The sequence below is a fragment of the Candidatus Micrarchaeum sp. genome (assembly GCF_016806735.1).
GTDB lineage: Archaea > Micrarchaeota > Micrarchaeia > Micrarchaeales > Micrarchaeaceae > Micrarchaeum_A > Micrarchaeum_A acidiphilum_A.
In genome coordinates this window covers 144592-164449 of sequence record NZ_CP060530.1, presented here as the reverse complement: position 1 = coordinate 164449, position 19858 = coordinate 144592, and the positions used below count along the sequence as shown (strand labels likewise).

The following is a 19858-nucleotide window of genomic DNA, read 5'->3' as shown; positions in this document are numbered from 1 at the left end:
CTTAAGCCAGTTCCCAGAGAAACACCAGCATTTTAGGTTATTTATTCTTCAGTTTTAAAAGCTTTGCGCCAAAGCTTATCACAAGGTCATAGGAAAGCCCAGTGTTTGAGAGATTTATGGATATTTTGGCTGCGCCGTTGGTCAGGCCTGAAGCAAACTTTTCCAGAGAGTCCATATAGCGTGAATCCGAATTAAGGGGATCGAAGGTAAATTTTATCGCAGATTTATCGTATTCGGAGTTGCTTGAAGCAGATACTGAGCGCATTATTTCTGAAATCATGCGCACAGGGTTCCCGGAATTTGACTCATCGAAACCGAATTCCTTATTGGCGTATTCGCCCAGAAGGCGCATTTCTGGAATCGGACCTCTTACGTGCTTTACTGTTGAGAGTATAATCGCGTTGTATATCCAAGAGAAATCCCCGTGTTCCCTCTTTTTGATGTGGGAAGTGGCGAGATGCTTTGCAAAATTCCTCATCAACGTATTTTTATTTATTATAGATTCGTCCTTTTGGCCTGGCTCGAATACGCATTCTTCCGCGCCATTGCATGCACACTCGCTTTCGTGCATTGCCATATAAGAGTTCCTGGCGCTGCTGAGAAAACCAGATATTATGCCTGCCTCAAACGAATGAACGTTGAAGCCGAGCTTAATGCTTGAATTCGATTTTAAAGTTATGGTAGGACTGCCATGCCTTGATATCCCGTATTTTGCAGCATAGCCTAGCTTCTGGAAAAACTTCGCGAGCTCAGGGATTGAATCTTCGTACCATTTGGGCCTTGAGCTTACGGCTTGGCTGTAATACAGCTTGCCTAGCCTGAATCCTGACCGGTATTGCTCACTTGCAGGCATGCTCAAATACATGATGAGCTTTGAAAACATTATGGCCTCTGAAGAAACGAAGCTTTCATCGCCGCTGCGCTGTGCGAGCAGGTTCTTTATGATTGCATGGTTGTATGAATCTGGAGGCTCCGGAGTGTAATTCGCCACCTGAGGCTCGACTTCTCTTTTTGCGCGCGGCAATTTAACCTTGCCTGCTTTCTGGACTTTTTTTGTGGACAGGCTGCGCTTTTGCACCTTGGATTTAGCAATTTTTGCAGCGCCGGCTTTTCTTGGATTTTTATCTGCTGCACTTGATGTTGAAGGGTTTTTTGCATGGGCTTGATGTATTTGCCGTTTTCTTTTCTTGTCATTTTGGCGTTTTGCTGCCATTTCATCTTACCTGTTTTCGACTATTCCCTGATTTCTTGGGCTTCCTTATTGCGCATGAGGGTTTTGAAAGCTTGCTTGAATAGTACCCAAGTATTACAAGGTTTAGTACGAGCGCAGCAAGCATTAGCGGAGTCTCGTAATTCGCTATAGTTGTGTCTAGGCTTATAATCGAGCCTGTACTCAGCCCTATTACGGCAAGATACGAAAGTGCAGAGAAGCTGCAACCGCAGCTTACCGCGAAACTTCCGGCCAGAGCCACTGCGCTCCCGGAGACCGGCGCAGATACCTTGGCTCTGTTGTTTTTCGTATTGAAGGCAGAATATATGGCCAATGTGACGAGAACCGATGAGGTTATTGCTATCAGATAGAACAGGTATTCTGAGGCATTGTTGTTGAAAAGTATTATCTTGTTGTCGATAAGGACTATGCCCCTCATCACGAAGTAGTATATGAAAAAGGCTGCGATGTTCAGTGCAATGTATTTTGGCTTTCTTATGTAAAGCGCCCTAAACGTTTCGTAAACACCCATTCAAACACCCATGGCAGACTCAAGATCCTTTATTCCCTGCAACTGGCAAACCGGCGGAGTATTATTAAGCGATGGGCACAGGTAGGCCACATATACGTCAGCAGCCGCGTACTCGCCCCAGGCGAACTGATCGTTGAAGTTCTTGAGCTGTGACAATACCTGTGCGTGCGTTTCGTTTGTCAGTGGAAGGGTTGACGTATCAGGGGTTGTATTTCCGAAAACTATCCCGGTAGCCCCTGGAACAAGAACTTTTCCCCAGAAGGTAAACGGCGTGCCTTGGAAATCGTTAGTAGAGTTCATGAATGACATTGCCGACTTGTACGTGGCATTAGGTGCTTGGCTTACAAAATAGGATAGAGGCTGTACCTCAAATCCGTCCACTATTGGGGATTCATAGTCTGCCGATATGAAGTTTACATATTTGCTGCTGTAGTAGTTGCCGAAGCCAACTCCCTCTGGAATTGTGTAGTTGTCATTGTTCCAATATATAGTAGGAACGTCATGGTCGCCGAAGCTGCTGTAGCCTTCGTACAGCTTCGAAAAATTGCCAAAGCGCGACAGGGCAAGTGCCATCGCCCACCTGTTCTCTCCGCAGAATACGCAGGAGATTGCGCCTATATATATCACGCTGGGCTTTCCGTTTACCACGAAAGTATTATTTGACTTTAAAGTAGGGGGCGTGTCTATTATCTCATCTGTTAGTGAACCGTTGAGAAGCTTCAGGGCTGCAGTGTTGAAATATGAATTAGGGGCATTGTTTATTATCGACAAGTATTGAGGGCTGAATGGGACGTCTATGTTGGTAAGTCTTGAGCCGAAATGCTCATTCGCAGGCTTGAGCGGATTTGCAATTGAGAATGCGAGGATTATTACTATGATCAAAAGAACTATGCTACTCCACTTGTAGTAATTCTTCTGCCTCGAAAGTTCCGCAACAGACTGATTAATGTGGCGTGCCTTGGATTTAGGCTTTCTATCAGGCATTCGGGATTCCATTACCAAAACCGTATTTAAGTATATTTTAAAATAAAGAATATATAATCTTTTGTAGTATGTTTTTAACTTGAGGATATTTTTATGGCATTAACGCAGCTTAGCGCTAAAAATGAAGACTTCAAGTACAAGCAGAAGCTGGAGTTGATAGATGCACATTGCCATCCGGACTTTCTTAGCGATGAGGAGCTGGACATAGCAAACAGCCGCGGAGTCACGGCCTTGATAGTCAACGGGGTAGACACCAAGTCAAACATGTCAATAATGGGAGAAAGATGGCGTTCGGGAGTGTTCGCGGCTTTGGGCGTCCATCCCGAAAATGCCCTGAAAATGACTGATAACGAGATCGATTACAACGTAAACTTGGTAAGGGCCAATGCAAAGAGCGTATCCGCAGTAGGAGAGATAGGGCTTGATTACAAATTTGCAAACAGCGAAAAGGATAGGGAAAGGCAAAAAGAAGTCTTCAAAAAGTTCGTGAATCTTGCGATAGAGCTCGACAAGCCCGCCAGCGTCCATTCTAGGGACGCGTTGGACGACGTCTTGGATATTCTCGGCGCATCAGCGATAAAGAAGGCCCATATCCACTTTTTTGAAGGGAATGCAGAGCAGGCTGAAAGGGTGGCAAAAATGGGATTTATGGTCTCAGTGCCACCAATGCACTCAGCAAAAAGAATGGCAGCCATTGAGCCGATACCGATATCAAACATAATGGCAGAGACTGATTCTCCAACAGCAGGCATGCACGTATATGACATTGACAAGTCGGTAATGCTGATTGCCAAAGCCAAAGGCATGGATTTCGAAAGCTGTGCCGTTAAGATAGCAGACAATACGAAAAGGTTCTTTAATATTGGCGTGCACAATCTAATTCGACGGATTTAAGGGCCCGTAGCTCAGCTTGGACAGAGCAGCAGCCTTCTAAGCTGATGGTCGCGGGTTCAAAATAAGTTTAGCGGTTCGCTAATGTTATGGAATTCCCGCCGGGCCCGAATCCGCGCTTTCTTTTTGGCTTCTTCCTCCTCTTTTGTCCTGCTTCCCTTGCTTCGCATTAACAAACTCTGTCGAGAGATCCTCTTCCAAAGGCGTCTCCATCCATGCCTTTATGTAAGATGCTATGTTCCTAAAAGGCTTAGAATACCTGTCCGTAAGCTCGTATATTGAATTTTCGTGCTTCAGCAGGCCCAGTTGGACTGCATAATCCAGGTATCTCTTTGCCGTGGCGACCGGTATTCCTTCAGGGACATCCTTGAGCCTTAACCCGCCCTTCTTTGCCATGCTTAAGAGTACGGCGAACCTGTACGCCTCGGTTTCGTTTTCGAAGAATATCCTTGCAATGTCCGCAACCTTTGGGTTCTTGACCTTCTCCCTGAAAGGCGCATCTTCGAATTCCCAATATTTTATCGCCATTTTTACCTCCGCAGACATATCTGATTATAAGCATATATTTTTATCCATGGGCTGACTTGGGCTCATCTTTCCTTTATGAACGTAACAGTGTCCCTGTCACGCAGTACGTGCTTTACCCCTACGCGCTGGTTCCTGAATTTCACGCTGGGGCCGTCAACAAATGCGCATTTTAGCTCGTCAACTATTGACGTGTGTATTTTTCCGGCCAGTTCACCGACGGTGGCATTCTTACTTATTATAATTGGTTCTGAATCTCCACCTATTTTAGGTTTTAGGAATATCCTCATTATACCAAGATTCTCGTATATCCCTACTTTCAATTCGTTTATTCCATGGCCAGTAGTTGCACTTATCGGAAAAACCTGCATTGGGTAGCGCTTTGAAATATCCGATTGTATGTTTTTGTTCTGCCCCAGCAGGTCTACCTTGTTCAGGGCTATTATGCCCCTCATGTAATATGCCTTTTCGGATATTATCGCTATAAGATCGTCCTCATTTACCCTGTCCCATATCTTGACTATTGCCTTGAATATGCCAAATGCATTGAGAATTGCCTTTATGTCATCCTCGAGCAGCCCGGATTTGTTTACTTCCAGCATTATCCCGTTGGCATCATTCTTCTTTATTATCGAAATGCGGGGTTTTTGCTCATTTATGTGTATATTGAGGCCCTTCAGTTCCGTCATAAGTGCGTCAAGCTGCCAGGCGTTGGTAGCATCTATCACAAAGACCACAAGGTCCGAAACGCGCATCTGCGCTATCACGGCCTTTCCGCCGCCCTTGCCGAGATGCGCGTCTTCTATTATGCCAGGCATGTCCAGCACCTGTATGTGAGCGCCGTTGTATATCATGGTCCCGGGTATTATCGTTGTCGTTGTAAACGCGTATGCTGCGGTTTTTGACCTCGAATTTGTAAGCATGTTAAGCAGGGATGACTTTCCGGCGCTCGGGAATCCGAGAAGCGATATTGTGGAATCCCCGGTCTTTTTTATGAAAAAACCCTTGCCGTGCTGCCGTTTTCCCGCTTCTACCAGGTCGCGGCGCGCCTCGGCGACCTTGGAACGCAGCTTTGCAAGATGCTTGTTGGTGGCCTTGTTGTCCTTTGTCTTCGAAAGTTCTTCTTCAAGTTCTTCGAGCCTTTGACTTACGGCTTCCTTTTTGTCCATTATTACACTTATAAAATTAATTTACTTTGATAAATTAATGTATATGAAGATAAAATTTAATTCATTTTATAGTTTATTTTATTCAGTATATTTTTTATAGATTACTTTTGTAGTATGCATAGGTTTAAAAGTGAGATAAATGGCAAAGGCAGCAAAAAAGAAGACTTCAAAGAAAAGCACAAAGAAGTCTAAACCAAAGTCAAAGTCTTCGAAGAAAAAGAGATAAGGTTGTTATCCGTTGCTCTTTTTCTTTTTTTCTTTTTTTTATGCTTTTTATCAGCCCGAAAATTTTGACATAAATCTTTTCATATTCCTGTCGTTTTTCAACATGTTGAACGATTTCTTCATTTTTGCGAAGTCTGAAAGCAGCTCCCTTACTTCCTTTTCGGATGTTCCGCTTCCGAGCGCTATCCTCCTTATGCGACCGTCCTGATGCAGTATGTGCTCGTCGAGGCGCTCCTCCTTCGTCATTGAAGATATTATTACCTTGTATTTTCCGAGCTTTTCCTCGCCCTTTTCTATAACGTCCTTTGGCATATCCGATGCGCCAAGCATTCCGAAAACGCTTTTGAGCGGGCCCATCCTGTTCAGCGCCTTGAGCTGTGCGTAGAAGCTCTCGAAATTCAGCTTTTGCACTTCCACATCCTCAGGGTTTATGTTTTCAGCCGATATGGCGTTCTGCACTTTTTCGAGCAGGTTGGCTATGTCAGGCATGCCGAGCAAGGAGCCTATGAACCTTTCAGAATTGTATGGCTCTATTTCGGAAAGTTTCTCCCCGATCCCTATGAACATTACTTTGGCATTGGCGGCATTGGCGGCGCTGAGGGCGCCTCCGCCCTTTCCTGAACCGTCCATCTTGGTTATTATCAGGCCAGTTATGCCTACGGCAGAGCCAAATTCGCTGGCAAGGCGGCCAGCCACCTGTCCTATGTCGGCGCTGAGCACGAGTATAGTGTCGTCAGGCTTGAATTCCTTGTTTATATCCTTGAGCTCCTTTATCAGTTCCTCGTTTATTGAGTTCCTGCCGCTTGTGTCGCAGATGATTACCTGCTTGCCCTTGAGGGCCTCAAGACCCTGCTTGACTATTTTGGCGGCATTGCTCTCGCCTTTTATCCCGAAAAATGTCACGTTGGCCTGGGATGAGAGTGTCTCCAGCTGCTCGTAGGCTGACGGTCTGGTCACGTCGCAGCATATTAAGCCGGCGCTCAAGCCCCTGTCTTGATAGTATTTTGCCAGCTTGGCAGCAGTGGTAGTTTTTCCGGAGCCGTACAAACCCATAAGTAATATCCTGCGCGGCTTCATTTCGGGCTCGTATGTCTTGCCCATGAATGAAACCAGCTCGTTATATACTATGTCGGTTATATAATCGTGAGGCGTAATCCCGGGAGGCGGATTCGATTTTAGGGCCTTTTGCTCTATGCTGCTCGTAAGCTTAAGCACTAGAGCGACGTCTACGTCGCTGCTTATCAGGGTCTTTTGCAGCTCCTTGTTGAACTCTTTTATCGTCTTTGCGTCTATTATGGTGGCTCGCGATAGCTTTGCCATTGCCTTCCTGATGCCTTCTCCCAGATCCATAAAAACAGCCCTTCAGCTTCCTTGCTCTTTGTTTTTTACATTTATTAATTTATCCCTATTGCTGCGCACGTTATTTAATTGATGGCTGGAATTTATTATATAGTGATTGGATTGAAGGTGCTCATTGCCCAGGCCAACCTCACGCTAAAGGGAGGCGCTGAAAAGGTAGTTCTGAAGATAGCCCAGCATTACCGTGCCAAGATAATAACGGCAGAATATGACCCTGAAGGGACATTTCCGGAGTATGGAAAGCTCGATGTTGAGGTCATAGGGGGAAATTCTACCGGATTTCCCGCCTACGGGAGGGTTTTTCAAGGATTGAAGTACGGCCTCGGCTTTTATAACATGAACGTGGACGAGGATTACGACGTGATAAACGCGCACATAGCTCCGAGCCACTGGATAAGGAACAGGAACGAGCGCGTGCTATGGTATTGCCATACGCCCCTGCGCGACGCCTATGACATGTACAGGTTCAGGATGTCCATGAAAAAGTTTTATCAGAAACCTGTGCATTATCTGGGCATAAAAGCAGTAAGGCGCATGGATAGGAAGGTAGTAAATAGAATAGAACGCATAGTTGCCAACAGCCAGAACACCAAGGGAAGAATAGAAAAATACTTGGGAAGAAATGACGCCAGAGTGCTCGGCGGGGGCATAGATTACAAGCTGTACAGAAACAGGGGAGACGAACATTATTTCCTATACCCTTCGCGTATCTCGCCAAACAAAAACCAGGAATTTGCGATAAGAGCATTTGAAGAATTCAGCAAAAAGGCAAAAGGATATAGGCTCGTACTGATGGGTGCAGTATCGAAAGATGCATTTTATCAAGATTACTATAAGCGCATAACAGAAATGGCCAAAGGCAGTAAGAATATCTCCATAATGGCAAATGTGGGCGAGGACGAGTTCAGGGATGCCTATTCGGGAGCCACGGCAGTGCTGTATCCGCCAATTAACGAGGACTACGGGCTTGTGCCGCTAGAGGCTATGGCAAGCTCTAAGCCCGTCATAGCGCTCAACCAGGGAGGCCCTAGAGAGACCGTGATAGACGGCAAGACGGGCTATCTGGTCGAGGACGAGCATTCCATGTGCAACGCAATGCTTAAGGTATCTAAGGATCCTGAGCTTGCCGCTATGATTGGAAGAAACGGAAGAAAACGTGTTATTGAAAACTATTCCTGGGAGCATTTCTTCAGGGAATTTGACAAGGAGCTTAAATCCGTCTCAAAATTGTGATGTACAGATTCACTTTTCCGGCGGATTAAGCGAAATCACGTATTTGGACATTACCTTTGCAACGTATTCGAGTATGCTCTTGACCTCAGGTTCCGTCCTAGCACCCGTGCATATCATCTTGCCGTTCTTGAATAGTATGACGGTCCTGGACTCGGATATCTTGAATATCGCCCCGGGAAACTGCTCAGGCTCGTAATCCACGGCCTTTACCTCTTTTGAGAGGGCGTAGAGGTCGACGACAGCATGAAGGTCAGCACTGACGACTATGTTATAAATAGATATTTTAGGGGATTCCAGACTGCCCGTTTGGGTGCCCGCAGGCTTCGTATCGCTTTTTTTTGTGCTTTTCTTGTTTGGCGTTGAACCACCGCAGTTAATAATAAGTTTAAATAGAAAGCTATAAATACCGCAGAGGCGTTTCGTTTGAAAAGAGTAGTTGTGGTTGGAGCCGGAATAATTGGCTTGGTGATGGCCAAAGAGCTGGCAAGCCACGGTCTTGAGACAACGGTCTATGACGGAAAAAAGGATGTTTCCGAAGGATCTGAAAAGGCTTCAGGCATACTGTCCAAGAAGGGCCTTGAGCTCAGCGGCATAGACTATAAGGACAGCATAGTGAATACGCTAAGCGGGGCAAGGCTGCATTTCGGCAGGCAGACGCTCAACGTGATAGCCAAAAATGTGCAGGCGTATGTCCTTGACAGGGGAAAGCTCGCAGAGGCCAATTACAGGAGCGCTGTAAAGGCGGGAGTGGAAGTAAAACTCGGCAGCAGGCTAGATTTGGAGCGCATACGAGATTTTGACGACGGCAATACCGTAATAGTCGGAGCGGACGGCGCAGTATCCAGCGTGGCGAGGGCTTTTGCATTCCCGCAGATAAAGAGCTTCGTTTTAACATACAAGGCAGAATACAAAAATGCAAAGATAAACAACAGGAACATTGTTGACCTTTATTTCTCGAAGAAATACGCCCAGGGATTTTTCGGCTGGGTTGCCCCATATTCCGATTCTGTTGCGGAGCTTGGAATAGGCATAACGGACAAGGTAAAAAAGCACAGCATGATGGCATTTGACTCTTTCACTGGAACCGAGGAAGTAAAAGGAACCATAGATGGTGCCGAATTGATTAAGGGCCATGCAAGCATAATACCAGTTTCTAGCAGGGCCAAAACTGCTGAGGGCAACGTTATTTTGTTAGGAGATGCCGCGGGCCAGACCAAAGCAACCACTGGAGGAGGCATAATATTTGGGATAGCATGTGCGAAGGTCGCGGCTAGAAGCATTTACCTCCACATTAAAGATGGAAGGAAGCTCTCGCTTTATGATAAGGACTGGCGGAGATCCTATGGCGCCGACTTGAAGATGCATGCTGCGCTTCACGATTATTATTCAAAGGTAAGCGAAGCGCACATGGAAAGGTTCATAGGCATTGCCAAGGCCCTTGGAGCTGAGAGCTTCTTTTCTAAGTACGGGGACATGGACAGCCCTACGCTGATGCTTAAGCGCCTTTTCCTGCGTAAGCTAGTCAAATAATCGAGAACAGTGATGCTGCAGCCGAATGAGCCAGATACATCAGGGGCGTGGGATATACGCCGAAAACGATTATTATTATAACTGTGGCCAATATTGGAAGATATATTGTCTTTGGCACGTGCATTGTCTTGTGAGATCTGCTGGAATAGACGTTGCTTATAAGCTTGCCATAGTAGTATATCGAGAGAAAGCTGTTTATTATTCCCAAAAAGGCCAGGGCAATCAATCCGGAGCTTATTGCGCTGGAGAACAGCAGAAACTTGCCGACGAAGCCGATGAGACCGGGTATGCCTGCCATTGACAGCATCATTATAGTAAGCGAAAACGCAAGGAAACCGCTTCTCTTATATAAGCCAGAATAGTCGTTTATTGTATTGAGCCCTTCCATTGATAAAAAGCCAGCCAGAACAAAAGCGCCTATTATCATGAACGAATGCGCAAATATCTGGAAAAGAGACGCTTCTAGACCGAAGGCCGAAAATGCGGCAAGGCCGACCATTATGTATCCTGCCTGCGATATGGATGAATATGCCAGCATGCGCTTCACGTTTGTCTGTACCATTGCCCCGAGGTTGCCGAAGAACATTGTAAGTATGGCAAGCACCTCGAATACCAAGGATATTTCTGCCTTTTGGCCGGAAAATACCACGAATGCTATTTCTATCAGGGCTACGAACGCCACTTTCTTGTTTACTCCTGCCAGAAGCGGACTTACGCTGTGCGGAGATCCCTGATAAACGTCCGGTATCCAAAGATCGAATGGGAATAGTGCAGCTTCCGTGCCTAGCGATGCTACAAGCAGCACCAGAGCCAATACCAAGAAGTATTGGGAGCCTACGTTGCCCGATGCTGCCTGCGAGAGCGACAAGCTAGAATCATACGGAAAGACCAGAGTTATGGCAAACGCAAGCACTGCTATGGATATCGCGGCCATGAGAAAAAGTTTAGTCGCAGGCTCTGCAAACTGCTTTCCGCTGAATGCTATAAGCAATATCGTCGGAACTGTCATTAGCTCTATTGAAACTATTATTGTAAGTAACGAAGCGGCCATGCCTACTGAGAGTATGCCAACGGAAAGTAGGGGAAGCATCGTTCCGAATTTTACGTATTTTTCGTCGAGATGCAGTGCTGCAGTATTGACTGTGAGCAGGGCCAGGGAAAACAGAACCAGAAGGAACGATGAAAACGGATAGACATGGTATAGCGAGACAGCATTGAATGAGATTGAAAATGCGGAATAGTATATCCCGAATGCCAGAACCAGGAGCAGCATTATCGTATTGGACAGGAAAGACAGCTTTTTGTTTTTGTGCATTGCCGTGGCGAGTCCAGATGCTATAAGCCCTACGAAGATAATTGGTATGGCAAAATTCAAGATTTCAAACATTTATACCACTCATATCCCGAAAAGTGCAGTTATCAGATACGGGAATATTCCGAAAATGAATATTGCAGCCATTGCAATAGCATATGTAAACGCCATCTGCCTGGGCAGCTTGGCTATGCTCTGTGATGATTCCTTCGTAGAAAGGAATGATTTGTTTACCGCGTAATACATGTAAAAACCGAGCAGCATTATGCTGAATATTGGTATTGCCCCATATAGCCCGTAGGTTTTTATTGCGCCTATGAATATAAGAACGTCGGCTATGAATCCAGCAGTCAAAGGTATTCCAGTGGATGCGAAGGTGCCGACCAAGAAGGAATATGCAGATCCTACCGAATCCCTCACTATGCCCTTCAGCATCGTTATGTTCCTGCTGCCGTATGAAATTTCTATGCCGCCAATTACTGCGAACATCAAGGCCATCACGAGGCCGTGCGCAAGCATCAGATATAACGCGCCTGCAATTCCGAAAACGTTGAGCGATGATATGCCAACCAGTATTATTCCTGATTCCAGCATGCTGGAATACGCCGTTATCCTTTTGAGGTCCTTTTGCCTCATCACCACGAAAGCGGCGTAGAACGCAGATATTGCCCCTATCACAAATGCATATTTGGCAAACTCCGAAGAGAAAGTGAAAACAGTGAAAAGCAGCAGCATGCCGTAGGCCCCGAATTTTGACAGCACTCCGGATATGAGCATTGACCCCTGCGTAGGGGCTTCAGAATACGCGTTTGCAATCCATGAATGAAACGGGAATATTGGCATTTTTACCATGAATGCTATAAAAAATAGCGTGAATATCGTACCCTGTATATCTGCAGGTATTTCGAAGCTGTGAGACGCTATGTAACTTATGTCGAACGAATGCACTGGAGTGTAAAAATATATCAGCATAATGCCAAAAAGCAGGACGGCGCTGGCAAATATGGAATATATTAGAAAGGTGTTTGCCGCGTGCTTGTTCTCGCCTTTTCCGAAAGCGCTTATCAGGAAGTATGATGCCACTACGCCAACGTCCCAGAATATGTAGAAAAGGAACAGGTTGGCCGAGACGAACAGCCCAATGGCCGAGAATTCAAAAAGCAATATGAGAGGATAAAGATTTTTGTTGTCCTCAAATTTGGTTGAAACTGCGACCGATGCTGCGAAAGAGACTATCGAAGCAAGCAGCACTAGCACTACTCCGAATTGCGTTATGGTAAAGGACAGGTATATTCCGAACTGCCCTATGTACGGAAGCGATTCCGTACTCCCTAGAAACCCTGGCGAAGTGAGGGCTTCTAGTACCATATATGAGGCAATCAGAAGCGCCACTGCACTAAAAAGTATTGCCGTGCGCTTGGATCTTGAATAGCTTCCAGCCAGGGCTGCCACAAGTCCCCCTATGCCGAGGATGGCAAGCATCAAGAAAATTATTGGGAGCACGGTTACACCAGCAAAAGCAATATTATGAGTATTATGCCAGCCACGAAGGCTATCAGATAATTGTTTGTATCTCCTGTTACTATCAGTCTTAGCTTATTTGATATGGCCACCATGCCTTCGCCTCCGGAGGCGAAGAATCCGTATATGAGCTCATCCAGCACGTTAATGCCCTCTGCAAAATACATTATCGCATTGGCAATGTATGCATATGCTGCATTTACCAGCACGCTGTTGAAAAGGGCGTAATACAAGCGCGTTTTTATCTCCCCTGTAGGTTTTGCAAGGATGAAAAGCTTGTAAGATAGGGCTATGCCCAACGCTACAGCCACAGTTTCGATTATCGAATCCAGCAGGCTTATCGAAAGACTTGCACTGTACCCGTAATAGGAAAGAAAACCGCTTATGTAGAAGAAAATAACCGCGGCAAGTATTACAAGCGCAGATGTTATCGCACCAGCGTATATCATGCTGCGCGGTATCTGCGCGTAATTGCTTTGATGAGCCTTTGAATTCTTGCGCGAGTGTATGAACATCCACCTGAATATGTAGGCGCTTGTTGCAAAATCTATTATTACCAGTATTGCGTACGCGAAAATGTTCGAAGAAGCCGCAGTGTCTATGGCTGCTTTTCCGAAGAATCCGCTTAGAGGAAATATGCCAGCTATGGAAACCACGCCTATCAGCATAGGCACATAAAGCGACTTCCTGCTTGATGAGCCGTACAGCTTGTATATATCCTCCTCTTCATTGTTCGCCCTCATTATCGAGCCTGCAGACATGAAGAGTACGGCTTTGTAAAACGCCTGCACTATGAAGAACAGCACTGCAGCTATTATCGCATGTAGGCCTATGGCTACGAACATCAAACCTAGGTCCTCTATTGTAGAATACGCGAGTATTTTTTTTACGTGATGTGATGATATGGCGTTTGAGGCTCCGAGAATCACTGATATTATGCCTATTGAAAGTATCAGTTCAGACAGGCCGGCCTTGAAGAAAAGAGGAGAGAGCACAAGAACCAGAAATACCCCGGCTTTTACCATTGTTGAAGAATGGAGAAAAGCAGAAACCGGAGTCGGGCCTTCCATGGCGTCGGCAAGCCACTCGTGAAACGGGAACTGGGCAGATTTGGTAAAGCACGCTACGAGCACAAGAATCATTGCTATCGGCAGATACACCGTAGAGGGGGCAGCGAGTATTGCGGAAAAGCTGAACGTGTGATAGGACGACCATATTATAAGCATTGCCGCCAGCATGGAGAAGTCCCCTATTATTATGGTCGATATAGATTTTCTTGCAGCATATGGCGCATGCTCCTTGTGGTACCAGAAGCCTATGAGCAGATAACTCGTTATTCCCAGCATCTCCCAGGCTATGAACATCGTTATGAAGTTTCCGGATATTGCAAAAAGCAGCATGGCAGAAGCGAAGATGCCCATCTCGAAGAAGAATCTAGGCCTTTCCATCTTTGAGTCAATATAGCCCATTGAATAAAGCATTATCAGAGGGGTTATGATTCCGATAAGCATCGCAAGTATGATGTTAAGCGGGAGCAGTTGCGTAGTTATATGGAAAGTATATCCGGATATGCCGAACCAGCCGAGCTCTTGGATTTTGCCGTAAGAGCTAAATGATGCATATGCTATCAGCAGTGAAGTTATCAGGCTTCCCGCAAGCACTATCGGGCCTGTGTATTTTTCCTTGCCGTAGGTAAGCAGGGCCAGGAACGATGCGGCCAGAAGCGGGAATATAACCAACAATGTAAGCATTTCAATCCCTTAGTTTTGAAAGCGATTTTATGTCAAGGCTCGCTTTGCTGCCTGCCAGATATCTGTAGAACACTATGACCATTATTACTTCCGCTGCCGCTATCGACCATATGGTGAATAGAAGGGGAACTATGCTGCCGTTGACATTGAAGTTGAAGAACACTACGGCCATGAAAGATGCAGACAGCATTATCACTTCCGTAGAAAGCAGCATTATAATCACGTTCCTGCTCGAAACTATTCCAGCTACTCCCAGAACGAACACGGCGAAACCAAGAAATATGAATGCTTGCTCAATCATTTAGATCGCCCGAGAGATTTTACCAGAATTATTGAACCTATTGCTATGCCAAACAGCATTGCCGTTATCAAATAGAAAAGCCCCATGTACGAGGATATTCCAGTTTTTACCTGCAATGCCGTAAACTGGTTGTACTGCATTACGGTATTTTTCATTCCGAATACGGGATAGGATATAACTGCCAGCAGTATTATGAACACGGCTATGAAAGCGAGCCTGTTTGTATGGGGGAATTTCGAGAAGCTTGCAGAAGCGGCTCCGACAATGGCATACGTTGATATCCCGCCTACGAATATGAAGAGCTGTATTATAGCGAGGAAAGGCTGCTGCATTGCCAGAAAGAGGGCAGAATTGGCTACAAAAGCCAGAGTCAGGCTTATTACCGAATGAAGCAGGCTCTTCGATATGAATATGAACGCTATCGCTGCCAGTTCAAGCACTGCAATTATTGCAACTATTGCCAACAGCAAAATTTCGTACATTCAAAACCTCATTGCAGGTCTTCCGGACGCTTGACGTATTCCCTCCTGTCATATGCTTCGTAATCGTAGTCCTTGGTAAGTATCAGGCATTGAGGTGGGCACACCTCCTCGCATAGCGCACAGAAAAGGCAGCGATCGAGATTTATCTGCGGCATCTTTTTTGTTCCCTTGTCTGTTTCCGTATCAACCATGTCTATTGTCTGGTTTGGGCATATCCTTGCGCATGCTGCACAGCTTATGCACGTTTTCATGTCAAGCTTGTGTATGCCCCTGTAGTTGTCGGCAAGGTCCTCCCTTACCTCTGGATACTCGAGCGTAGAAGGCTTCTTTAGTATCTCTTTGCCTACCTCATATATTCCCTTAATTATTGTCATGCCAACCACACAAATATTATATAAGATGCCAAAATGTTTATTACTGCCAGTGGCAGCAGGTAGAGCCAGCCTATCCTGAGCAGCTTGCGTATTGTAAGCCTGACGGTAGTTGCCCTTATTACTATTATGAAAATGGTAAGTATTACTACCTTTATCATTGTCCATGCGAACGGAGGCAAAACTGGGCCGTTCCAACCCCCGAGAAACAGTAGTGTAATTAGTAGGGTCCCAACAAACATCCTGGTATAGTCCAGAAAGAGGGCAAGGCCATAGTATGGGGCGCTTACGTCGGTAAGCCAGCCTGCTATCAGCTCGTTGTCTGCTTCCCTTATGTCAAACGGCGGCCTTTCAAGCTCTGCCAGCATTATTATAAAAAATAGCACAAAGCCTATCGGGAGCATGATGGCATACCATACATGCGACTGCGATGACACTATATTCATGAATGAGAATCCGTGTGCTGCTATGGCAACCGAAGCTACCACGAGAATAAGAGGGACCTCGTAGCTTACTAGCATTATCACAGACCTTTGCGCGCTTATGGATCCGAACTTGTTTCCGCTGGTCCACCCTGCCAAGAACAGCAGGAGCGGCATGAACGAAAGCACCAGGAAAACGGCTATGAGCGCTATAGAAGTATTTATGCCGACAAAAGTGCTGGTTATTGGTACGAACGCGAAAGTGAATACGAACAGGGCATATACAACAGGCAGTATCATCCCGAATATCGGCATGTCGGCATTGTTTGGAATTATGTTCTCTTTTGAGAGCAGCTTTATGACGTCTGCCATGTTTTGCAGTATGCCGAATGGACCGGTATATGTTGGCCCGTGCCTGGATTGCATCCTGCCCATTATCTTCCTTTCTCCCCAACCAAACAGGTATACGAAAAGCACTATCAGTATTAAAAGTATTACAGCAAATACCACGAAAGATATCAGGAAGGAAAGGACATTCGCGTATATTGCAGGCATGTAGCCGTGCAGATATGCGTATATGGCAGAGTAAAGCCCGCCTATAAACCCAGAGCTGACAGCTATCAATTGAGCACCGATTTATACCTATTGCAAGCTAAAATTTTATAATTGATTTGATTCTTGAGTGAAATAGGATTAAATGGTCGAATTTGGAATTTGCTGCGCTTTTCGTAATTAATAAATATGCTGTCGGTAAAATCAAAAAGTAATGGGTGTTAGGTTGGAAGACAAAGTGGCTTCGATAATAAGCAAGGGCAGCATAAGGATTGAGGTAAAGCGTTCAGGGATGTTGCAGAAGATGCTGTTCACAGTAAAGAGGATAAAAATAGGAGAACATGAATTCGTCGAATTGTACCTGCCAAGGCACCTTGAGCTGAACGAGCTTCAGCGCGTCGCTGACGAGACAGGATTGCCTGTCGAAGCGGAAAAGATGCGAGCGTTCCCCAAGGGGAAGGGAGCCGTGGACTTCATGGGCCTTTGAATCGATTATCAGCCCACGTAGAAGTCCGCATAGGTAAGAGTCCCGTCGGCGTACAGCTGCTTGCCGGACATTGAATAGCTCATGTTCATGAAATATGTGGACACCGTGCTGGATATTGGTATTGACGCGAGCTTGCATGAGAATGATGCATTTAGGCTCTGGCCGGCTGCCAAGGTTTCGTTTATAGACGTTGTTGCGTTTACAGGCAGGTAGGAACTGCAACCTATCGCTTCTATCTTTATCGGGCTGCTGAATCCGTTGCTTATCTTTACCCTGTACTTCCCGGATGTGGAATTAAAGCTTTCGTAACTGCACCCTATCGAAGAGTTGGCAAAGCTGCATGTATTGTTGTCCAGAGGCTCCCACGACGAGTACTGATTCGTAATATTTAGCTTTGTGAAAAGCGATGCGGCGTTGAAAAGGGCATCCTCGCTGTAGTTTAGATCAACGAATGAGTAAAGCTGCAACGTGTAATTCTTTGATATTGATATCGAATCCGAGAGCGAATAGTTCTGGAGTTGCGGAACTGATGACTTGAAGTATTCTGTGCACATGCTTAGGCCGGTGCTGTTGTTGACATATATGTAGCCAGGGCACACCCTATGGTATGTTGAAATGTTTATGGCCGGGTGGAATCCCATAATGCTGGCAAAGTTCCCCGCTGCCCCGTCTTCGGAAAGCGTGTATATTGAATAATTCTTGCCTATGAGGCTTATTGCAAAACCTTCGCTTGTTGAATTCTTGTAGGTGAAGTTCGCGTCCTTCGCGTATTCTGCGCTGTGGGACGATGTTGCATTTGAGAGCAGCGCGTATTCGGTGTCGTTATACTTGCTGCCAAGCATGCTCTCGCAATTGCCGCCCTCAGTAGCGTTGTAGTATATGAATATCTTTGTCCAGCCCTTGCTTGAATAGCTGCAGAAGCTAGTTGTATAGTTCAGCTTTGCGAAAAGTGCTGACGAATTTCCCTTTTGGAAGCCGTGCTCTGGGAACGAATATGTGGACAAAAGCGACTTTATGTCTGCATTGCTTATTGCGCCTTCAAGCCATAGCCCGTATACCTTTGTTCCGTTGGCATAGCTTGAATAGACGCCGTTGCCTAGATTTAGCAGGGGAGAAAGATCATGCATTATGCTGAATGATATTCCGGTATCTGGGCCGAGCAATGGCTTGAACTGGCTCACATTGTACTCTATATCCATCAGCGATGATAGCTCCATGCCCTTCGGAAATAGGGTAAACGTATAAGTCTCGTTGGTGTTCTGCGAAGGTATGTACTGATAAAGATTGGGCTGCTGCGGATTGCTTACGTTTACCTTGAGCTGTGCAGAGGTTATTGATGAGTTTGCAATGTCAAGAATGTGACTTGGATCGGCCACCACTGAAAAATTGTATGTGCCGTTCTGGGAGTAGGTATAGTTTTCCCTTATATAGGCACTTTCATGGGCAGGTATCGAAACGTTGTAGTATTTTATGGCCTGGTCGTCCAGATAGAAGCCGACCTGCATTCCGCGAACAGGAGCAGAGCCTGTGTTGCTTATGGTTATGTTGAAATAGGTAGTGTTGAACAGGTAGGTAGCATTCGGATTGTAGTTAGGGGCATTCATTGAAACGTCAAGTTTATACGAGCCGGACGGTTGGAACGATACCACTATCGCTATGAAAACCGCTATGACTACAACTATCGCTATTCCTCCATATAGAAGTATGCTCTTATCTGACGACATATTATCACTTATTTGCTCAGCGTTTTTTAATTTCCCTTATGACAGAGGCTATCTTTTCGCGTATCGGAGATATTTCGGATTCGAAATAGCCGCGTATCCATGCGCTTTCGTCATATTTTTCCCCATCTTCCGGAAAAAGCATGGAATACCTGCCCTTCGAATGCACGATTATGTTGCTGGTCTTCAGCTGCAGAAGGTGGTAGCGCAGAGTCTTTTCGTTTATGGGCTGCCAGGATTTTGATATGTATTCCGAAAGCTCCTCCACGTTCGGATCCTGCTTTTTTTGGAACTGAAAGTAGAGCATGGCATCCAGCACGTATATTGCGCTAAGCCTTGTCTCTCCCGGATTTATTATGCCGAGCGACAGGGCAAGCCACCTTACCATGGACCTTCGGGTCTCTGTGACCTCCTTGGTAACCAGAAGATTCCTCAGCTTTACCTCTGCCTGTATGAGCTTGGCTTCGTTTATGGCTGGCATGTGCATCTCTTTGCGGGTTTAACGCTACTGTTATATTATTTTGTTAAAGATATAAAATACTTAAGCCGCATAAGTGTTATCGGATATGGTGTTTTCATGGCGACCGTTGAATTGAAAACAAGCTTTGAGCCGGAGGAGCTCAAGGCCTTTATGAAAAACGAATTCAGAATGAAGGTGGAGTTCAGGAACCACGATCCTGAAAAGATGTACTGGTGCGAATCCGACATAGTTGCAAAGGCGCCGCTCTCACTGGCGCACGACATGCCGCTTGAGAATGGAAGGATAAGGATAGGGCTCCTAAGGCCAAATTCCACCATAAACAAGGTGGTAAACCTTTATACCCTCCCGAACAATTTCCCGGACAGCTACAGGATAAACTTTGTGGTTTACCTGTATGACGAGGAAGGAACCATAAGCAGCAGGATAGAGGAGACATGCAGCATCGAATGCAGGCAGAACAAGGCAGGAGCCAGCGCAGGAGTTTCTAGCACAGCAGGGATAGAATCCTGACTAGCTGATTTCGAAAGTATCGTAGCTATCGGTTTCTTCTTCCGCATGCGAGTCGATTTTGTGAACCTGTGGGCCGTGCTTCGTATCGACGTTTATCAATTTCAGGAACTCTTCTATCTTGGATTTTTTGCCTATTGCAAGTATCTCAACGCTGCCGTCTGGCATATTTTCGATATATCCTTTTATCCCAAACTGTTTGGCTATTTCCGCAACTAGGGCCCTGTAGCCCACTCCCTGTACGATACCATGGACAGTTATTTTTACGGCAGGCATGCGCTCAGTATTGATA

General features: G+C 45.8%; 21 protein-coding genes and 1 tRNA gene. 6 read left to right on the top strand and 16 right to left on the bottom strand.

Features of this window, described 5'->3' with window-relative positions; genetic code table 11:
• Positions 1-37: 37 nt before the first annotated feature.
• The 3 genes from Micr_RS00905 to Micr_RS00895 are packed head-to-tail and all read right to left on the bottom strand — an operon-like array spanning position 38 to position 2726.
• Entirely contained in the window at positions 38-1213 is a 1176-nt protein-coding gene (locus Micr_RS00905; RefSeq protein WP_203134792.1) for a hypothetical protein, read from the bottom strand.
• A 1-nt stretch (position 1214) separates the two neighbouring features.
• On the bottom strand, positions 1215-1742 hold the full coding sequence (locus tag Micr_RS00900; protein ID WP_203134791.1) for a hypothetical protein: 528 nt from the start codon (positions 1740-1742) through the stop codon (positions 1215-1217).
• Entirely contained in the window at positions 1743-2726 is a 984-nt protein-coding gene (locus Micr_RS00895) for a DUF929 family protein (protein ID WP_203134790.1), read from the bottom strand.
• Between the two features lie 93 nt (positions 2727-2819).
• Between Micr_RS00895 and Micr_RS00890 the strand changes: the two genes are divergently transcribed.
• Positions 2820-3620 carry a TatD family hydrolase gene (locus Micr_RS00890; protein WP_203134789.1) on the top strand — a complete coding sequence of 267 codons (801 nt, stop codon included), beginning with the start codon at positions 2820-2822 and terminating at the stop codon, positions 3618-3620.
• Positions 3621-3727: transfer RNA gene (locus Micr_RS00885), tRNA-Arg, on the top strand. It abuts the gene before it with no gap.
• 480 nt (positions 3728-4207) lie between these two features.
• On the opposite strand, the gene Micr_RS00880 is transcribed toward Micr_RS00885, so the two are convergent.
• Positions 4208-5311, bottom strand: coding sequence for a GTPase (locus Micr_RS00880; protein ID WP_203134788.1), 1104 nt, complete (start codon positions 5309-5311; stop codon positions 4208-4210).
• A 276-nt stretch (positions 5312-5587) separates the two neighbouring features.
• Positions 5588-6886, bottom strand: coding sequence for a signal recognition particle receptor subunit alpha (locus tag Micr_RS00875; protein ID WP_203134787.1), 1299 nt, complete (start codon positions 6884-6886; stop codon positions 5588-5590).
• Positions 6887-7003: 117 nt separating this feature from the next.
• On the opposite strand from Micr_RS00875, the gene Micr_RS00870 reads away from it, so the two are divergent.
• Positions 7004-8128 (top strand): glycosyltransferase, encoded by a 1125-nt coding sequence (locus tag Micr_RS00870; RefSeq protein ID WP_226803580.1) that lies wholly within the window; start codon positions 7004-7006, stop codon positions 8126-8128.
• Positions 8129-8137: 9 nt separating this feature from the next.
• Here Micr_RS00870 and Micr_RS00865 read toward each other — a convergent pair whose 3' ends face one another.
• Positions 8138-8620: a hypothetical protein gene (locus Micr_RS00865; RefSeq protein WP_203134785.1), complete on the bottom strand. Its 483-nt coding sequence runs from the start codon at positions 8618-8620 to the stop codon at positions 8138-8140.
• Between Micr_RS00865 and Micr_RS00860 the strand changes: the two genes are divergently transcribed.
• Complete coding sequence (locus Micr_RS00860) at positions 8552-9658, top strand: FAD-dependent oxidoreductase (protein ID WP_226803562.1); 1107 nt, start codon at positions 8552-8554, stop codon at positions 9656-9658. The genes Micr_RS00865 and Micr_RS00860 overlap by 69 nt on opposite strands.
• Here Micr_RS00860 and Micr_RS00855 read toward each other — a convergent pair.
• The 7 genes from Micr_RS00855 to Micr_RS00825 are packed head-to-tail and all read right to left on the bottom strand — an operon-like array spanning position 9651 to position 16442.
• The gene (locus Micr_RS00855) at positions 9651-11045 is read right to left on the bottom strand and encodes an NADH-quinone oxidoreductase subunit N (RefSeq protein WP_203134783.1); all 1395 of its coding nucleotides are present in this window, start codon (positions 11043-11045) and stop codon (positions 9651-9653) included. The genes Micr_RS00860 and Micr_RS00855 overlap by 8 nt on opposite strands.
• Before the next feature lie 9 nt (positions 11046-11054).
• Positions 11055-12473, bottom strand: coding sequence for a complex I subunit 4 family protein (locus Micr_RS00850; protein ID WP_203134782.1), 1419 nt, complete (start codon positions 12471-12473; stop codon positions 11055-11057).
• A 2-nt stretch (positions 12474-12475) separates the two neighbouring features.
• Entirely contained in the window at positions 12476-14242 is a 1767-nt protein-coding gene (locus Micr_RS00845; RefSeq protein WP_203134781.1) for an NADH-quinone oxidoreductase subunit 5 family protein, read from the bottom strand.
• Between the two features lies 1 nt (position 14243).
• Positions 14244-14543 (bottom strand): NADH-quinone oxidoreductase subunit NuoK, encoded by a 300-nt coding sequence (locus Micr_RS00840; RefSeq protein WP_203134780.1) that lies wholly within the window; start codon positions 14541-14543, stop codon positions 14244-14246.
• A complete protein-coding gene (locus Micr_RS00835; protein WP_203134779.1) occupies positions 14540-15025 on the bottom strand; it encodes an NADH-quinone oxidoreductase subunit J in 486 nt (161 codons plus the stop codon). The genes Micr_RS00840 and Micr_RS00835 overlap by 4 nt, the downstream gene beginning before the upstream one ends.
• 8 nt (positions 15026-15033) lie before the next feature.
• A complete protein-coding gene (locus Micr_RS00830; protein WP_203134778.1) occupies positions 15034-15399 on the bottom strand; it encodes an NADH-quinone oxidoreductase subunit I in 366 nt (121 codons plus the stop codon).
• Entirely contained in the window at positions 15396-16442 is a 1047-nt protein-coding gene (locus Micr_RS00825) for a complex I subunit 1/NuoH family protein (RefSeq protein ID WP_203134777.1), read from the bottom strand. Before Micr_RS00825 ends, Micr_RS00830 begins: the two co-directional genes overlap by 4 nt.
• Positions 16443-16596: 154 nt before the next feature.
• Between Micr_RS00825 and Micr_RS00820 the strand changes: the two genes are divergently transcribed.
• A complete protein-coding gene (locus Micr_RS00820) occupies positions 16597-16857 on the top strand; it encodes a hypothetical protein (RefSeq protein ID WP_203134776.1) in 261 nt (86 codons plus the stop codon).
• 8 nt (positions 16858-16865) lie between these two features.
• On the opposite strand, the gene Micr_RS00815 is transcribed toward Micr_RS00820, so the two are convergent.
• Together Micr_RS00815 and Micr_RS00810 are read right to left on the bottom strand one after the other, a co-directional pair.
• Positions 16866-18581 (bottom strand): CARDB domain-containing protein, encoded by a 1716-nt coding sequence (locus Micr_RS00815; RefSeq protein ID WP_203134775.1) that lies wholly within the window; start codon positions 18579-18581, stop codon positions 16866-16868.
• Between the two features lie 16 nt (positions 18582-18597).
• Positions 18598-19059 (bottom strand): hypothetical protein, encoded by a 462-nt coding sequence (locus tag Micr_RS00810; RefSeq protein WP_203134774.1) that lies wholly within the window; start codon positions 19057-19059, stop codon positions 18598-18600.
• A 96-nt stretch (positions 19060-19155) separates the two neighbouring features.
• Here Micr_RS00810 and Micr_RS00805 point away from each other — a divergent pair, with 96 nt between their 5' ends.
• A complete protein-coding gene (locus tag Micr_RS00805) occupies positions 19156-19569 on the top strand; it encodes a hypothetical protein (protein WP_203134773.1) in 414 nt (137 codons plus the stop codon).
• Here Micr_RS00805 and Micr_RS00800 read toward each other — a convergent pair whose 3' ends face one another.
• Complete coding sequence (locus Micr_RS00800; protein WP_203134772.1) at positions 19570-19842, bottom strand: acylphosphatase; 273 nt, start codon at positions 19840-19842, stop codon at positions 19570-19572.
• Positions 19843-19858 lie beyond the last annotated feature (16 nt).

Bases quoted from the DNA above. Each gene is read 5' to 3' on its own strand.
- Micr_RS00815 (WP_203134775.1), bottom strand. From the start codon at position 18,581: ATGTCGTCAGATAAGAGCATACTTCTATATGGAGGAATAGCGATAGTT.
- Micr_RS00810 (WP_203134774.1), bottom strand. From the start codon at position 19,059: ATGCCAGCCATAAACGAAGCCAAGCTCATACAGGCAGAGGTAAAGCTG.
- Micr_RS00840 (WP_203134780.1), bottom strand. From the start codon at position 14,543: ATGATTGAGCAAGCATTCATATTTCTTGGTTTCGCCGTGTTCGTTCTG.
- Micr_RS00800 (WP_203134772.1), bottom strand. From the start codon at position 19,842: ATGCCTGCCGTAAAAATAACTGTCCATGGTATCGTACAGGGAGTGGGC.
- Micr_RS00905 (WP_203134792.1), bottom strand. From the start codon at position 1,213: ATGGCAGCAAAACGCCAAAATGACAAGAAAAGAAAACGGCAAATACAT.
- Micr_RS00895 (WP_203134790.1), bottom strand. From the start codon at position 2,726: ATGCCTGATAGAAAGCCTAAATCCAAGGCACGCCACATTAATCAGTCT.
- Micr_RS00880 (WP_203134788.1), bottom strand. From the start codon at position 5,311: ATGGACAAAAAGGAAGCCGTAAGTCAAAGGCTCGAAGAACTTGAAGAA.
- Micr_RS00855 (WP_203134783.1), bottom strand. From the start codon at position 11,045: ATGTTTGAAATCTTGAATTTTGCCATACCAATTATCTTCGTAGGGCTT.
- Micr_RS00805 (WP_203134773.1), top strand. From the start codon at position 19,156: ATGGCGACCGTTGAATTGAAAACAAGCTTTGAGCCGGAGGAGCTCAAG.
- Micr_RS00835 (WP_203134779.1), bottom strand. From the start codon at position 15,025: ATGTACGAAATTTTGCTGTTGGCAATAGTTGCAATAATTGCAGTGCTT.
- Micr_RS00900 (WP_203134791.1), bottom strand. From the start codon at position 1,742: ATGGGTGTTTACGAAACGTTTAGGGCGCTTTACATAAGAAAGCCAAAA.
- Micr_RS00845 (WP_203134781.1), bottom strand. From the start codon at position 14,242: ATGCTTACATTGTTGGTTATATTCCCGCTTCTGGCCGCATCGTTCCTG.
- Micr_RS00890 (WP_203134789.1), top strand. From the start codon at position 2,820: ATGGCATTAACGCAGCTTAGCGCTAAAAATGAAGACTTCAAGTACAAG.
- Micr_RS00830 (WP_203134778.1), bottom strand. From the start codon at position 15,399: ATGACAATAATTAAGGGAATATATGAGGTAGGCAAAGAGATACTAAAG.
- Micr_RS00875 (WP_203134787.1), bottom strand. From the start codon at position 6,886: ATGGATCTGGGAGAAGGCATCAGGAAGGCAATGGCAAAGCTATCGCGA.